This window comes from Streptomyces sp. AC558_RSS880 (genome assembly GCF_019049255.1).
Lineage (GTDB): Bacteria > Actinomycetota > Actinomycetes > Streptomycetales > Streptomycetaceae > Streptomyces.
This window is the reverse complement of record NZ_JAGMUJ010000059.1, coordinates 1-14,549: the sequence shown is the minus strand read 5'-3', so window position 1 is coordinate 14,549 and position 14,549 is coordinate 1. Positions and strand designations below refer to the sequence as shown.

10 protein-coding genes and 1 pseudogene are annotated in these 14,549 nt (G+C 71.9%); 7 read left to right on the top strand and 4 right to left on the bottom strand.

What is annotated here, in order from left to right:
- Positions 1-26: 26 nt before the first annotated feature.
- From KUM38_RS20280 to KUM38_RS20270, 3 genes are all read right to left on the bottom strand, one after another.
- The gene (locus KUM38_RS20280) at positions 27-1,091 is read right to left on the bottom strand and encodes a hypothetical protein (RefSeq protein ID WP_217130820.1); all 1,065 of its coding nucleotides are present in this window, start codon (positions 1,089-1,091) and stop codon (positions 27-29) included.
- Between the two features lie 208 nt (positions 1,092-1,299).
- Positions 1,300-1,563 (bottom strand): hypothetical protein, encoded by a 264-nt coding sequence (locus KUM38_RS20275; RefSeq protein WP_217130819.1) that lies wholly within the window; start codon positions 1,561-1,563, stop codon positions 1,300-1,302.
- A gap of 139 nt (positions 1,564-1,702) precedes the next feature.
- Positions 1,703-4,480: a glycosyl hydrolase gene (locus tag KUM38_RS20270; RefSeq protein WP_217130818.1), complete on the bottom strand. Its 2,778-nt coding sequence runs from the start codon at positions 4,478-4,480 to the stop codon at positions 1,703-1,705.
- 421 nt (positions 4,481-4,901) lie between these two features.
- On the opposite strand from KUM38_RS20270, the gene KUM38_RS20265 reads away from it, so the two are divergent.
- Positions 4,902-5,393 (top strand): hypothetical protein, encoded by a 492-nt coding sequence (locus KUM38_RS20265; RefSeq protein WP_217130817.1) that lies wholly within the window; start codon positions 4,902-4,904, stop codon positions 5,391-5,393.
- A 302-nt stretch (positions 5,394-5,695) separates the two neighbouring features.
- Here KUM38_RS20265 and KUM38_RS20260 read toward each other — a convergent pair whose 3' ends face one another.
- Positions 5,696-6,667 carry a YafY family protein gene (locus tag KUM38_RS20260; RefSeq protein ID WP_217130816.1) on the bottom strand — a complete coding sequence of 324 codons (972 nt, stop codon included), beginning with the start codon at positions 6,665-6,667 and terminating at the stop codon, positions 5,696-5,698.
- A gap of 136 nt (positions 6,668-6,803) precedes the next feature.
- Between KUM38_RS20260 and KUM38_RS20255 the strand changes: the two genes are divergently transcribed.
- The 6 genes and pseudogenes from KUM38_RS20255 to KUM38_RS20230 form a co-directional block, all read left to right on the top strand.
- A complete protein-coding gene (locus tag KUM38_RS20255) occupies positions 6,804-7,199 on the top strand; it encodes a RidA family protein (RefSeq protein ID WP_217130906.1) in 396 nt (131 codons plus the stop codon).
- A 151-nt stretch (positions 7,200-7,350) separates the two neighbouring features.
- A complete protein-coding gene (locus tag KUM38_RS20250; protein ID WP_217130815.1) occupies positions 7,351-7,680 on the top strand; it encodes a hypothetical protein in 330 nt (109 codons plus the stop codon).
- Between the two features lie 521 nt (positions 7,681-8,201).
- Positions 8,202-9,125 carry a hypothetical protein gene (locus KUM38_RS20245; protein WP_254397488.1) on the top strand — a complete coding sequence of 308 codons (924 nt, stop codon included), beginning with the start codon at positions 8,202-8,204 and terminating at the stop codon, positions 9,123-9,125.
- A gap of 121 nt (positions 9,126-9,246) precedes the next feature.
- On the top strand, positions 9,247-9,693 hold the full coding sequence (locus tag KUM38_RS20240) for a peptidase inhibitor family I36 protein (protein ID WP_217130814.1): 447 nt from the start codon (positions 9,247-9,249) through the stop codon (positions 9,691-9,693).
- 159 nt (positions 9,694-9,852) lie between these two features.
- Complete coding sequence (locus KUM38_RS20235) at positions 9,853-13,773, top strand: helix-turn-helix domain-containing protein (RefSeq protein WP_217130813.1); 3,921 nt, start codon at positions 9,853-9,855, stop codon at positions 13,771-13,773.
- Positions 13,774-14,069: 296 nt separating this feature from the next.
- Positions 14,070-14,549 (top strand): annotated as a pseudogene (locus KUM38_RS20230) (hypothetical protein); the annotation flags it as partial.

The window sequence follows — 14,549 nt, the reverse complement described above, 5'->3', positions numbered from 1 at the left end:
GGGACTGAGGCCCGGGGCGGGAGAGGTCAGCAGGTCAGGTCGCCGGTGTCCGTGGGTTCGTTCCTGCCCGTGGAGAGGGAGACCTGCTTGATCTTTCCGGTGTAGGGGCCGACGGCGCCGTCGGTGGTGGATCCGTCGGAGTAGTAGACGGCGTGCGCCCACGGCTCGGCGTCCTTCTCGAGGTCGGCGACGATGTCTTTGAGGCGCTGGCTCTGAATGTTGAGGTTGAGGCAGGCTCCCTCGAGGTACGACCAGTCGGGGTTGGTGCCTTCCGCTTCGTCCTCGGCCACGGCGTCGATGGGGAGCAGGGAGAGCGCGGCGTCCTGTGCCCGCTCCTCGCCGACGGGTTCGGCGAACACGACGTCGACGCTGATGAGGTGTTTCTTCAGCTTCTCCGCCGGTGGCACGGTGGCGCAGACGACGGCGTCGTCCGACAGGCGGTAGGCGACCGGGTCCCCGATGGGCTGTCCCGTCTGGGCGGCGCACTCCTCGGACCACGAGACGCGCCGGTAGCGCGTGTCCCACCAGGACACCGGTGAGGCCAGGCCCCGTCCTTCCTTGGCGTCCTCCTCGGGGCCGCCGAGGGTCTGCTCGGGCAACGGCGCCTCCTTGTAGGGAGCGACGTGCGGGCAGAACTCCTTGCGCAGGAAGTCCGCCATGGCCGCGGCCTGTTCCTCGGTCCCGCCCGAGCTCACGTCCGAGGCCTGGATCCCCTCCCACGTGCGGTGCCCGACGGCCACGTCACGGCACGTGCCGACCTGTACGGTCGCCAGCTGCTGCCGCTCCTCCAGGCTCGTCTCGACGCCCTCGCCCAGGCCGTAGCCGTTGGCGTCGCCCACTTCGCCCAGACGGTTCACGAGTGCGTCGTCGACCTTCGCCGAGCGGAGGAAGTCGGCGAGCGAGGTGTCGTCCTCCGTCGGTTCGGAGGCGTCCGCCGCGGGCTCGTCGTCCGGTTCGGGTGCCTTCTGCTCCGCCTCGGTGGCCGAAGAGGCGGGCGGTTCGGACGGTTCGTCATCGGAGCCGCATCCGACGAGCGTGAGGGCCGACACGATCAGCAGGGCGACGGGGGTGAGGCGACGGGACGTGGGCATGATGCTGGACTCCGGGACGGGACGGAGGGGGACAGGCGAGAATGGCGGTGCCGCCGACGCGGTTACCCGCTGCTGACGAGAGCATGATGCATACGTGTTAGCGATGTCAACAAAGTTGCATTTCGCTCACGTTTGATTGTGTGTACCGCCGAGGGTGCCGGCCGGGGCTGCCGGTTGGGTGGTCCGTGCGCCGACACACCGCTGGGGCTCACTGAGGGAAGTGCACGTGGAGCAGTTCGCCGCGGGCAAGGCCGTCGCCGCGGATCTCCTGGCCCTGCCCGACTGGCGCCGTACCGCCCTCGCGCGCTTCGAGGGGGAGGCCAGGACCGCCGCCCGTCTGGACCACGCCGACATCACCACCGTGTACGACGAGGAACCGCTCCAGCGCGAGCCGCGTGTCCTCGTCGGCTGGGGTGGGCTTCGCGAGGACCTTCCGGGTGAATCGGTTACCGGGACCGTCGGTGCGCACCACCGCTGCAGCCGGGCATCGACACCCACCTGGTCGAATCCCGGACCGATCCGGTCGCGCGGCACGGCGGGCCGCGGGTGCCGGCCATGCCGGTGCGGCGGGCATCGGCCGAACGCCGATGCCCGCCGCCGGTCTTCGCGGTTCAGCTGTAGGGGATCACCAGTACGGACTTGTCCGTGCCCGTCTGGAGCTTCGAGGTGCCGTTGCCGATGGCGCTCCACACCTCGAGGCGTACGGTGCCGCCGGTGAGATCACCCGGTGTGCCCGTGGCCGTCTTGAGGCCGCGTGCCTGCGTGTACTCCTCCCATCCGGTGACCGGGTCGGTCGCGAAGTAGTGGTACGTCTCGGTCCGGTCGAAGCTGCCGTCGCCGGTGAGGTCGTAGCTGATCCGGGCCTGCTGGCCCAGCCCGACCGCGGTGCCCGCGTCCACCTGGAGCCGGAAGGCGGTCTGCGCGCCCGGGGTGAGCGTGCCGTTGACACCACGGACCTCGTAGACGAGGGGCCGGTACGGGGTGCCGTCGTGGTTGGCGCCGTCGGCGGAGGCGATGGTGTCGCTGCCCGCCGTGCCGCCGGTCGCCGTGGTCAGGGCGCCACCGCTGCGCAGCTGGAAGGTGTTGCCGGTCGGCGGTTCCGGGTCGGGGTCGGGTTCTCCTGAACCGGTTCCGGTGCCGGTCGCGGTGGAACGGGCCGGTACGGAGAGGGTCTTGCCGTCGGAGAAGGTGACGGTGCGGGCCGTCGGTCCGTGGTTGTGGGCCGCGTAGGTCCGGGTCGTTCCCTTGGTGAAGACGGCGGAGGCGGGGATGTCACCGGTCACGGTGGCGTCCGGGGCGCCGAGGGTGTCGAGGGTGTTGATCCAGTGGTAGGTGTGCGCCTTCGACTCCCCCTGCTCGGGGGTGTAGCCGGCGTGGCCCGCGTCCCACTTCGCCTTGGCCGTACCCGGGTCGGCGAAGGACTGGAACTCCCAGAGGATGTCGCGCCATTCGACGGCCGGGCCGCCGTTCTCCCGCTCCATCTCGGCGATGTTGCGCCGGATCGCGGCCTTCTCGCCGCCGAGGTGGAGCGATCCGCCGGTCACGGGCAGGACGTTGATGCCGTGGATCTCCTCGGGGTTGGCGGTCCACCAGGTGGAGTAGGCCGCGCCGCTGCCCCACACCATGCCGGCCGTGTCGTGGCCGAACGAGGACGGGAAGACCTGCTCGTCGGCGTCGAACCAGTACTGGGCGATCGACTCCGACTCGGTGGTCAGCAGGAAGGTGCCGAGGTCACGCAGCGAGGTGTCGCCGGTGGCGGAGCCCCACAGGACGAGGGCCGCGCTGAGGTTGGTGGACTCGGAGGAGGACTCCTGGTTGTTGCCGGCGGCGAACCCCTGGTGCCCGGAGGCCCAGCTGTGGCCCGCGTAGACGTCGAAGCCGCGCAGGAAGGGGAAGGCGGTGTCGGTGCGGCTGGGGTTGGCGGTGTCCCGTACGAGGGTCTCGACCATGCCGCCCCAGGCGGAGTCGGCGGCCCATCCCGGGTCGTACTGGGCGACGATCGCCGCCGCGTAGACGTAGTAGCCGTAGTGGAAGTGGTGGTCGTTCAGCTCGGTGTCGCTGCCGTAGGAGGCGGGGTAGCCGGTGAGGGTCTTCCAGTCCTTGTCGTAGCTGAACTCGTTCGCGCCTCCCGCCGTGAACCAGTCCTGGAGCTTGCCCTTCATCAGGCCGAGCATCCGGTCGCGGGTGCCGGTCTCGCCGATCTGGTCGGCCACCGGCACGAGTTGGGCGAGGCGGCCGAGGGCCTTGCCGGTCCAGTAGGTGTCCGAGGCCCCGGAGAAGGGGTCGGAGGCGTTCACGACCTCGTTCAGGTAGCCGCGCAGTCTGGCGGTGTCCACGCCGTTCGACTTGGGCAGCGCGGGCAGTACCGCCGACGCCTTCTGGCTCGTGGTGAAGGAGGCCGACTCGCGGACCTTCATGGTGCCGCGCGGCGAGACGTAGGTGTAGGAGGTGAGGGGGTCCGTGGTGTGCAGCCACTGGTGGCGGTAGAGGGCCTGGAGCGTGCCGCGCTCGGTGCCTTCCTTCGCCTCGGTGGTGAGCGTGTAGGTGGCGCCGACGGTGCCGCCGGTGTAGTTCCAGGTGACCTTGGAACCGGTGACGAAGCTGTAGGCGTACTTCTTGAACGTCGCCAGCGCGCCGGTGGACGGCAGCACGGCGACGGAGAAGTAGTCCTTGGATCCGAGACCCGCGGTGACGGTGGAGCCGGCGACGTTCCAGTCGCTGCCGGTCGGTGCGAAGAGGGCGTAGTGGTGCCCGGCGACGGTGATGCCGAGGACGTTGCCCTGGTCGGCGAAGACGGCGGGCGCGCCGGCGGTGGTGATCTGGGCGTTGCCGCCGGAGCCCTTGGCGTAGACGAACGGGGAGCCGTGGCCGATGGTGGTGCGCAGGGTGCGTGCGCCGTCGGACCAGTAGGGGGTGACCGTCCAGTCCGACCAGTCGTCGGCCTTGGTGTCGGGTGAGTTGAGGCCGGTCAGTCCGATGGTGAGGTCGCGCTTGTGGGCGTACTCGTACTGGCGGCCGTCACCGACGATCGCGGGGGTCGTCGGATAGCCGACGTCGAGCCCGCCGGCCGTGGCCTGGTAGGTGAGGGGGTGCCCGTACATGGGGGTCGAGTACGGGTTGTCGCCGTAGCGCTGGAAGGCGAGGGAGGACCACCAGTCGTTGGTGGGCACGGGCCGGTTCCGGGCGGCGGCGGTCAGCTTGGGCGTGACCGGCGTCCCCGTGTTGGTGGTGGGGCCCGACGCACCGGCGGGCCGGGTGTCGGAGTAACTGCCGGAGCCCACGGGGACGGTGGCGGCGGCCGCCGGTACGGCGGCCGGACCCAGGCCGACGGCGACGAGGGCTGAGGCCAGCAGCAGAACGGCTGCCGGTCTGGTGCGGGGGGATGGCATGCGGCACCTCAAGTCATGACAGGAGGGGAGTCTGAGAGCGCTCTCAGGTGGCCGGAACGTAAAGCCTCTGTAATGCACGTGTCAATGCCTTGAACGCAGCGGGTGGGTGTCGAGCCCGAAATCCGTCAGGTCTTCGCGTCTTGACGGTGTGAGCGTCCTCCGGCTGGACCCGATGGCGGAGGGGCACACGTACGGGGGCGCCGGACCTCAAGCGCGAGGCGGAGCGGTTCCTGGCTCTGCGGCACGCCGACAGCGCGCCGCCCCCGCGGGAGCCCGGGTGAGCGTGCCGCTGACGAGGGTTGTCGTACGATCGGCATGCATGTTCTGGTACTTCCCGGACCGGTGATCCGGCTGCCGATCCCGTACGGGCACAGCCGGTGCGGGGTGACCGGTCCGGTCGCGAGGATCCGGGAGACGACCAGTGACACACGACGGGGACGAACCGGCGGAGCTCATGGAACGGCTGGTGCGTGAGCCGAACGTGTACGTGAGTGCCGGGCGGCTTCCCCGGACCGCCCCCGCTCCGGAGGGGCCACGGCCTCTCGTCGCCGCCGAGGTGCACGCCCTCGTGCGCCGGCTGCACGAGGAGCACTGGCACAAGTACGGCTCGGACCCGGTGCCGGTCGGGCAGGTCGAGGCGTCGCTCGTGCCGTGGGACGCCTCGGACGCCACCGCGCTGATGGGGGAACTCGCCTCGGTGAGTCTGCTGTGGCCGTCGCACGCGTACAGGGACCGCGGCGAGGCCGATGCCGTCGCCCGGTGCGTGGTGGCCGCCCTCGGGTCCGGGGCGTGCTGGTGGTCCAACCGGGACGACGTAAGCGTGAGTGGTGTCACCGGAGCCACCATGGACACCCTCGTCACCGGAAGTGACGGTGACCGCTTCGTCGTGCTGATCCAGGTGGAGGACGACTGACGTGTCCGGCGGCACGGGGCACCCGCGCATCCAGCCTTTTCGTGACCGGTGGTCAGGTCCGGGTCGAGCAGACGGCCGGAGACCTTCCAGCGCGGACGGACGTACGGGAAGGCGTCCGGGAAGAGCAGCGGCCGGCGCTCGCCCTCCCCGGCGGCGAGCGCGACTGCCGTCCGGAACCCCTGGCGCCGGCGCGCGAACTCGTCGGTCGACGTCTTGCGGCTCCGGTCGTAGTGGGTACCGGTGCGGCCGTCCGGGTCCTCGCACATTCAAGATCCACTTCCGATGCGCGCCCTGACCGACTCTCAGGACGAGTCCCCGTAGCGGATGGCCATCGCGGCGGCGCGGTCGCGCAGGGAGGTGCGCAACGACTCCGGGGCCAGGGCTTCCGCGTCCGTGCCGAGCTGCCACAGTGCCCACTCGGCGTGTCGCAGATCCTGGAACGTCACCTCCAGCCGCAGCCAGCCGTCCGCGTCCGGTTCTGCGGCGCGGACGGCCACCACGGTGCTCAGCAGGTCCTCCCGCCGCTCCGGGGTCACCCGTGTCAGCACGGCGATGTGGTCGCTGGACAGGAACCGCGCGCAGCGTTCCCGCCAGACCCGGTCCAGGTCGACCCGGTTCGGTCGCTGTGCCGGTTCGGGGAGTTCCTCGGCGGCCGAGATCCGCGACAGCCGGTAGGTGCGGTCCGCGCCGGATCTCGTGGCCAGCAGGTAGCCCCGGTCGCGTACGGTGACCAGGCCGATCGGGTCCACCGTGCGCCACCGGGGTGCCTGGCCCGTGGCCGCGTAGTGGATGCGCAGCCTGTGTCCGGTGAGCACCGCGCGCCGGATCTCGATCATCGTCGTGTCGGGCACCTCTTCGGTGACCGGCCGGCGTGAGAGCAGGTCGGTCTCGGGCTCGACGAGAATGCGCCGGGCCGCGTCGCTCGCGGTGGCCCGATGACCTTCCGGCAGCGCGTCGACCACCTTGCGCATGGCCGAAGCGAGCGCCGAGCCGAGGCCGAACACCTGCTCGCCGCGCCCCGATCCGGCGGTCAGCAGGGCAAGGGCCTCGTCGTGGTTCAGTCCGGTGAGCTCGGTCCGGAAACCGGGCAACAGCGCGAACCCGCCGTGTCGGCCGCGTTCGGCGTAGACCGGGACGCCGGCTGCGGACAGTGCCTCGATGTCGCGCAGCACGGTACGGGTGGACACCTCCAGCTCGCGGGCCAGCGTGTCCGCGGTCATCCGACCGCGCTGACGCAGCAGCAGTACCAGCGAGACCAGCCGATCGGCGCGCATACGAGAACGCTATCGAATACATGACCAAGGGTGTCATGTTTTGTTGGAAGGCTCGTGAGCACCGACGTCGACGACGGCGGCTACCGCGCCGACGGACGTACGTACTTCCCGTGAATCGAATGGAGCCGATGTGGCAGTGGAACGAACGGCGGTCAACCCCGTGACGTGGTCGGTGGAGAGGGGGTTCAACCAGGGTGAGGTCGTCTCCGGGCACACCCGGACCCTGTACTGCTCCGGACAGACCGCGATGAGCGGCGACGGCGAGCCCCGGCACGACGGTGACATGGCCGCACAGTTGGCACTGAGCCTCGACAACCTGGAGGCCGTGCTCGGCGAGGCCGGCATGTCCCTCGCGAACCTCGTCCGGCTCAACGTCTACACCACCGACGTCGATCTGCTGTTCCCGCACTACGGCGTGCTGGCGTCGCGGCTGGGCGCCGCCGGGGTGGCGCCGACCACCACGATGCTCGGGGTGACACGGCTGGCGATCCCCGGCCAGATGGTCGAACTCGAGGGGACCGCCGTCGCGTGATGCGACCTCGCCGCCTCTGCCGCTCGTGCCGGCCGAACCGGCACGAGCTCATGGGTGGGGGGACGTAAGGGCGAAGTGAGGGTCCGGTTCTTCGTTCGTCCCGCAGGGCTGTGGCACGGTGCAGGTGTGTGCGGCTCATGAGGGGAGCGGGATGACACGCAGGCGGATAGGGGGCATTACCGCAGCGGTGTTCGTGGCGGGTGGTGCGCTGGGGTTCGCGGTGGCGGCGGTTCAGGAGGACGAGACGCCTCCTGTGACGGTCGGCGCAGCCCAGCCGACGGCGTCGCGGATACCGACGACCCGTGCGGAACTGGTCAAGGCGTGGACGGCCGAGCTCGAGCACGCGGGCAAGGAACTGCCGGAGGGCTGGGAAGTGCTGACCACGGACGAGATCCGGGGCCGCTACGTGCACCAGCGGATGCTCAACGCTCCGAGTGCCGAGGACATCGACCCGGACATGGGCCGCCGCGCGGACGGGTGAGGGGACGGGCCCCGGCCGAGGTCGGGCCGGGGCCCCGATGCGCGCCGGGTGAAGGTGAAGGCCATCGCGAATCCGGTGGTGTCCGTGGGGTGAGAGGGAGGGAGCGGGGAGGGCGAGGTGCGCATGGGCGCGGCGTTGTGGTTGCGCCGGTCCCACCACCAGCAACGGCGCATGTACGACGGGGGCCTGTACACCGGGTGGGGCGCCGGTATGCGGTGCGGGGGAAGCGGCGGCGAGTCGGGGGGCGGACGCGGTGCGTGTCCCCGCGGCGGGCGGAAAGCACGGATCGCGTGCCGTACGGGTGGCTTCTGTACCGGTGCGCCCGTGTGACGGGGGAGGGGGCTGCTCCTCACCCGCACCGCTTCCCGTCCTCACCGTGTTGCCTCCTTCCTCGCGTCTCCCCTGCTCGCGCCCGGTTTCCCGGCCGACCGCCCGGCGGGCAACAGGAAACCCGTCGACCTCTGGCTGCAGCGGGACAACTCTGAGTCCGTCAGCAAACGGCAGCGAAGGGGGCCGGGTTCATGAGACGTGCACTCGTGTCTTTGTGCACGGTCGTGGCGGCCGTCACGACCGGATGCGCCGACGGAGGCGGCGGAGGCGGCGACGGCCGGGCGCAACAGGATCCGCGTCCGCGTCCCCCGGCACTGACCTGGCAGCAGGAACTGCGCGTCGCCGACGCGCAACAACGTCTGACCAGGCAGTGCATGAACCGCCAGGGCTTCACCTACCGGGAGGACCGCGGCCTGACGCTCCAGGAGAGCCGCCCGGTGCGCTACGTGCAGGACGATGTGGCCTGGGCCCGCACGCACGGTTACGGGGGACGTATCGAGGCGAAGAGCCTGCGGGTCCACGAGCGCAACCCCAACGGCACCTACCGGCAGAGCCTTTCCGCCACCCGGCGCGCCGCCTTCGACACCGCGCTGGACGGTGGTGACGACGCGAAGATCCTCCGGGCGCCGCTGCCCGTCGGCGGAGAGATCCGCAAACGCCTCGGAGGCTGCACGGAGGAGGCCGAGCGCACGCTCTACGGCGACCCGGCCACCTGGTTCCGCACGAGCAAGACCGTCTCGGGACTCAACACCCTGTACGGCGAAAAGCTCATGAAGGACCGTCAACTGACCTCCGCGGTCGAGGCGTGGGCGCGGTGCATGAAGCAGGCGGGGCAGCCTTACAAGGATCCCCAGGCGGCCCGCGAAGCCGTCCGCGTCCGCACCAGCCGACTGGGCGAGGCCCGTGCGGACGAGGCGTTCACCGCCGAGCGGAAGACCGCCGTCGCCGACGCTACCTGTGCCCGCGAGACCTCCCTGCGTGCCGTGGCCACGGCACGGGAGACGTACTACCTGGACCGCCTGCGCGACCGGTTCGGCAAGGACATCGACACCTACCGGCACCTCGGTCAGCGGGCCTACGACCGGGCGGTGCGCATCGTCCCGGAGCGCGACTGACCATGTCGCGCCCGGGCGGACACCGCCCCACGGTGCCGGTGCGCGCCGGGCAACCGGCCCGGCACACCGGCTCCGACGCACCACCGAAGCATCAACAGCGACACCAACGAGGGGAAACGACATGCGCAAGTTCACCGTCACCGCAGCGGTCCTCGGGCTCGCCGCCCTGGGCCTCGCCGCACCCGCCACCACCGCGCAGGCGTCCGAGAGCGCCGTCGCCGGCCCCGGCTGCGACAGCAAGTGGGGGCCGCGCAACGGCAACGTGTACGCCTGGGACGGCTTCGACTGCCAGGGCACCCAGCTGGTGGCCACGCCGGGCAACAGCAGCAACTGGGGCTCCGCCAACGACAGGGCCTCGTCGGTCATGAACCGCGGATTCACCGGCACCCTGTCGATCGTCGCGTTCTACTTCCTGGAGAACTACGAGGGAGGCCACGCCTGCCTCCAGCCGGGCGAGCTGTACGCCGACAACCTCTCCGACAACTTCTTCAGCACCGGTCCGACGGTGAACGACAACATCAGGTCGCACCGCTGGGTGAACGGCGGCTGCGCGGTCAACCTGACCTGACCCGTCCACCCGCCCGCCCGGCAACGAGCGTCCGGAACCGCCCCACGGTTCCGGACGTTCGCGTTTTCGCTACATCGGGTGAAAGGTTTGGCTGCCCTTACCGTCCCGGCAGTAATCTGGGCGTCCACCGTCTCACGGCCGCACCGCTTGGGGGACTCCGTGGGAGATCCGCAGCACGAGCATGAAGTTGACCACGGGAACGGGCGGGACCGGAACGCGCTGACCACGCACTCCTTCCCCGCACAACTGAGACGACTCAAACAGGCGCGCGGCCTGTCGCTGACCGACCTGGCACGGCAGACGCATTACAGCAAGGGCTACCTCAGCAAGATCGAGACCGGGACGAAACGGGCGACCGCCGACATCGCCCGTATCTGTGACCGAGTGCTGGGCGCCGAGGGGCAGTTGCTCAGGCTCGTACAGGAGGGACCGCCCGCCGACGGCGGGAGCGGCGCCGAGGGCGCCGCTCCCGGGCGGCAGTCCGACGGAGTGTGTCCGTACCGCGGCCTGTCGGCGTTCACCTCGCAGGACGCGGACTGGTTCTTCGGCCGGGAGCGCGCGACGGCCGCACTGGTGGAACGCGTCTTCGAACGGGTGGGAAGCGGCCCGCTGATGCTCGTCGCCCCCTCGGGCGCGGGCAAGTCGTCCCTGCTCAACGCCGGACTGGTGCCCGCCCTGCGGCGCGGCGACCTCCCCATGCCGGGCGCCGACCGGTGGCCGGTGGTGACGTTCACCCCCACCTCACGGCCCCTGGACGAACTCCTGGAACGCACCGCGAAAGCGGTGGGCGGGGATCTCGCCGTCACCGTCGAGGAGGCGCGCGCCAATCCCGACGCGGTGCTGGACGCCGTACGCGCGATGGTGGACGACCCGCCGGCGCCACCCGGGGGACGCCGGCCCCCGCCCGGCCGACCGGTGCTGATCGTCGACCAGTTCGAGGAGCTCTTCACCCTCTGCCCGGACGACGACGAGCGGCGCTCCTTCGTCCGGGTGCTCCGCGCGCTGGCGGCCCCCCGGCCGGAGGAGAGCGAACACGGCCCCGCCGTCGTGGTGCTCGGCGTCCGGGCCGACTTCACCGGCGACTGCCTCGGCCTTCCCGAACTGGCCCCGGTCCTCACCGACGGGCTGTTCGTGCTGCCGCCCATGTCCGTGGGGGAGTTACGGGAGTCCATCACCCGGCCGGCGGAACTCGCCGGACTGACTCTCCAACCGGGCCTGATGCCCCTGCTCCTGCGCGACGCGGGGCTGCGCGACGAGCGGGGCGGCACGCTGCCGGGCGGCCCACCGCGGGACGGCGGGAAGGACGCCGGTTCCGGAGCCGGCGTGACCCCCTCCGGCGTGCTCCCCCTCGTCTCCCACGCCCTGCTGGCCACCTGGCAGCGGCGCGAGGGGTCCACCCTGACCGTCGCCGGGTACGAGCGGGCCGGCGGGATCCAGGGCGCGATCGCGCGGACCGCCGAGAACGTCTTCGCCCGGCTGTATCCGGCCGAGCAGAGGACGATCCGCCGCGTCCTGTCCCGGCTGGTGTACGTCGCGGACGGCGGCGGGGCGACCCGCCGCCGGATGAACACGGCCGCCCTGAGGGAGCAGTTCACCGACGCGGACGGCGCGGCCGCCGCGCTCGACGCCTTCGTACGGGCCCGGCTGATCACCACGGACAGCGACACGGTCGAGATCACCCACGAGGCCCTGCTGCACGCCTGGCCACGGCTGCGGGACTGGATCCACGCCGACCGCGCCGGGCTGCTCCTGCACCAGCGACTCGCGCACGCCGCCGCCGAATGGGAGCGCGAGGACCGTGATCCGTCCGTGCTGTACCGAGGCACCCGGCTGAGCACCGTGCGCTTCTGGGCCGACGAACTGGACGGCTGGAACCGGCTCGGCCCCGGCGAGGAAGCGTTCCTCCGGGCGAGCCTGGCCGAACAGGAAGGCCACGAGAGGCAGGCCAGACGCCAGGTCCGGCTCCGGCAGTCGACGCTCGCCACGCTCGTCGTCCTGCTGGGGCTCGCCCTGACCGCCGGCGGCCTCGCCCACCAGCAGCGCGAGAGCGCCCTCGACCAGGAACGCGTCGCGCGTTCCCAGGCACTGGCCGTCCTGTCCGCGTCGCTCGCCGGAGGCCGGCCGGAGGCGTCGATGCTGCTGGCCGGGGAGGCCTACCGGGCCCACGTCACCGTCGAGGCGCGCGGCGCGCTGCTGAGCACGCAGTCCCAGCCCTTCTCCGGCCGGTTGGGCGGTCACCGGGGGCCGGTCAACGCGGTGGTCTTCGCGCCGGACGACCGGTCCCTGGCGACGGCCAGTTCCGACGGGACGGTCACCCTGCGACGGGTGTCGGACCGCCGCACGACCGCCACGTTCACCGTGTCCGGTCCCGTCCGCTCGATCGCCTTCAGCCCCGACGGCCGTACCCTCGCGGCGACGTCGACGCGCGGGCCGGTGAGCCTCTGGGACATCGCCGAGCGCCGGAGGAAGGCCGTGCTCGACGACAGCACGGAGGGCGCCCGGGCACTGTCCTTCGACCCCCGTGGGCACCGGCTCGCCGTCGCGACCGCGCAGGGGCCGATCCAGTTGTGGGACACCGCGCGCACGCCCCGCGTCACCGCCTCCCTCCGCGGGCACGAGGGAGCGGTCAACGCCCTGGACCACGCCCGTGACGGCCGGACCCTGGTCTCCGCCGGGGCCGACCGGGCCGTGCGGCTGTGGGACACCGACCGGGCCCGGCCCCTCGCCGTGCTCGAGGGACACACCGACGAAGTGCTGGGCGCGGCGTTCTCCCCGGACGGCCGGGAGGTGGCCTCCGGAGGCGTCGACCGGACCGTGCGGCTGTGGGACGTGCGCGCCGGCCGGCCCGGCGCGACGCTCTCCGGGAGCAGCGACGACATCAACGCCGTCGCGTACACGCACGACGGCGCCACGGTCGTCGGCGCGGCCGGCGACGGGACGACCAGGCTGTGGGACGTCCGCAGCGGCCGCCAGACCGCCGTCCTCGCCGGCCACACCGACTACGTGATGGGGGCGGCCGCGACCTCCGACGGCACCCTGCTCGCCACGGCCGGCTTCGACCGGTCCGTGGTCCTGTGGAACCTCGGCGGCCCGGTGCTGACGGCCCGTCCGTTCACGCAGGTCTGGCAGGCCCGGTACAGCCCCGACGGGAGACTGCTGGCCACCGCCGACGCCGACCACACGGTACGGCTGTGGGAGGTGGACGGACGCCGGCTCCTGGCGACCCTCCGGGGACACACCGAGGCGGTCTTCTCGGTGTCCTTCGCCCCCGACGGGCGGACCCTGGCGTCGGCGGGCTCCGACGGCACGGTCCGGCTGTGGGACGTGGCCGCACGGGGACCACTGGCGACCCTGACCGGCCACACCGGGCAGGTCTACTCCCTCGCCTTCGCGCCCGACGGCCGCAGTCTCGCCTCGGCCGGCGCCGACCGCACGGTGCGCCTGTGGGACGTGACGAAGCGCGTGCCGCTGGCGACGCTGACCGGCCACCGGGACTTCGCCAACGGCGTCGCCTTCAGCCCCGACGGCCGGGTCCTGGCGAGCGCCGCCGACGACCTGACCGTACGGCTCTGGGACGTCTCCTCGCACCGCCCGCTCGGCACGCTGAAGGGCCACACCGGCGCGGTGCGCGGCGTGACCTTCGCCCCTGACGGGCGGACCCTGGCCAGCAGCGGCAATGACGGCACCGTACGGCTGTGGAACGTCCGCGCACACCGCGCCGAGGCCGTCCTGACCGGCCACATCGGCTCCACCCGGGGCATCGCCTTCGCGCCCGACGGCCGCACGCTCGCCAGCAGCGGCAACGACCGTACGGTGCGCCTGTGGGACGTCGCCGGACGGCGTCCGTGGGCGACGCTGACGGGCCACACCGACGCGGTGTGGAGTGTGACCTTCGCTCCCGGCGGGCGCACGGTGGCCAGCGCCGGCACGGACGGCACCGTACGGCTGTGGGGCCTCGACCCCGAGGTCCGGCTGGCGCGGATCTGCCGGCTGCGCGCGAGCATCGACGCGGACGAACGCGCGAAGCTCCTGCCCGGAGTCCCCCTCTCCGACGGGGCGCCCTGCGGGGAACGGGGGTGACGGCACCTCTTCCGCGCCCCGGTGCCCGCCGCCACCGCGAACACCCAGGCGCCCGCGCAGCGTACGACCGCCGATACGCGCGGCGCCCGCGTCCACGCCTTCCCGTGCTCCACCATCCGCGGTGCGCGTACCCGGCGAAATGTGCGATCCGGTGATGTTGCCCGCAATCGGGTCGAGGGAATGCATTCCTGGCGTGAGGCGACCTCTCCCTCCACCCGGAGCACCCGGACCGAGAGCCGCCGACAGCACGACGACCGGACGAGGGGACGGGGAGAATGAGCCTCAAGGACCGCTTGGTGAAGACACTCGCCGATGTGGCCGAACAGCGCGGGAGGGCCATGGCCGAACGCTTCACCCTCACCGGAGAGTCACGGGACATCGAAGCCGCCGTCGACGCCTACTGCAAGGCGTTGGACGTGACACCGGACGACACTCCGCACCGGGCCGCCTACCTCTCCGGCCTCGCCTCCGCACTGCACCTCGGATTCGGCCTGACGAACGCGTCCGGGGATCTGGACGCAGCGGTCGGGCCGGCAGGTGACGCGGTCGACGCCTCACCTGCGGGACACCAGGACCGGCCGACCCTGCTGCACAACCTGGCGACCATGCGATTCACCCGGTACGAGCAGTCAGGCTCCGCCGACGACCTCGAAGCCGCCGTCACCGCGGCCCGGGAGACGGTCGCGACCCCTCCCGCCGACCCCCGCCGCCCCCCCCGGGCGCGCCGGCGCCTCGGCCCCCGGGTCCGCCTCGGACACGGGCGAGGAGACCCCCGC

What these genes read in the sequence shown, in the direction of transcription:
- KUM38_RS20280 (WP_217130820.1), bottom strand. Translation starts at nt 1,091, where the DNA reads ATGCCCACGTCCCGTCGCCTCACCCCCGTCGCCCTGCTGATCGTGTCG.
- KUM38_RS20270 (WP_217130818.1), bottom strand. Translation starts at nt 4,480, where the DNA reads ATGCCATCCCCCCGCACCAGACCGGCAGCCGTTCTGCTGCTGGCCTCA.
- KUM38_RS20260 (WP_217130816.1), bottom strand. Translation starts at nt 6,667, where the DNA reads ATGCGCGCCGATCGGCTGGTCTCGCTGGTACTGCTGCTGCGTCAGCGC.
- KUM38_RS20250 (WP_217130815.1), top strand. Translation starts at nt 7,351, where the DNA reads ATGACACGCAGGCGGATAGGGGGCATTACCGCAGCGGTGTTCGTGGCG.
- KUM38_RS20245 (WP_254397488.1), top strand. Translation starts at nt 8,202, where the DNA reads ATGAGACGTGCACTCGTGTCTTTGTGCACGGTCGTGGCGGCCGTCACG.
- KUM38_RS20240 (WP_217130814.1), top strand. Translation starts at nt 9,247, where the DNA reads ATGCGCAAGTTCACCGTCACCGCAGCGGTCCTCGGGCTCGCCGCCCTG.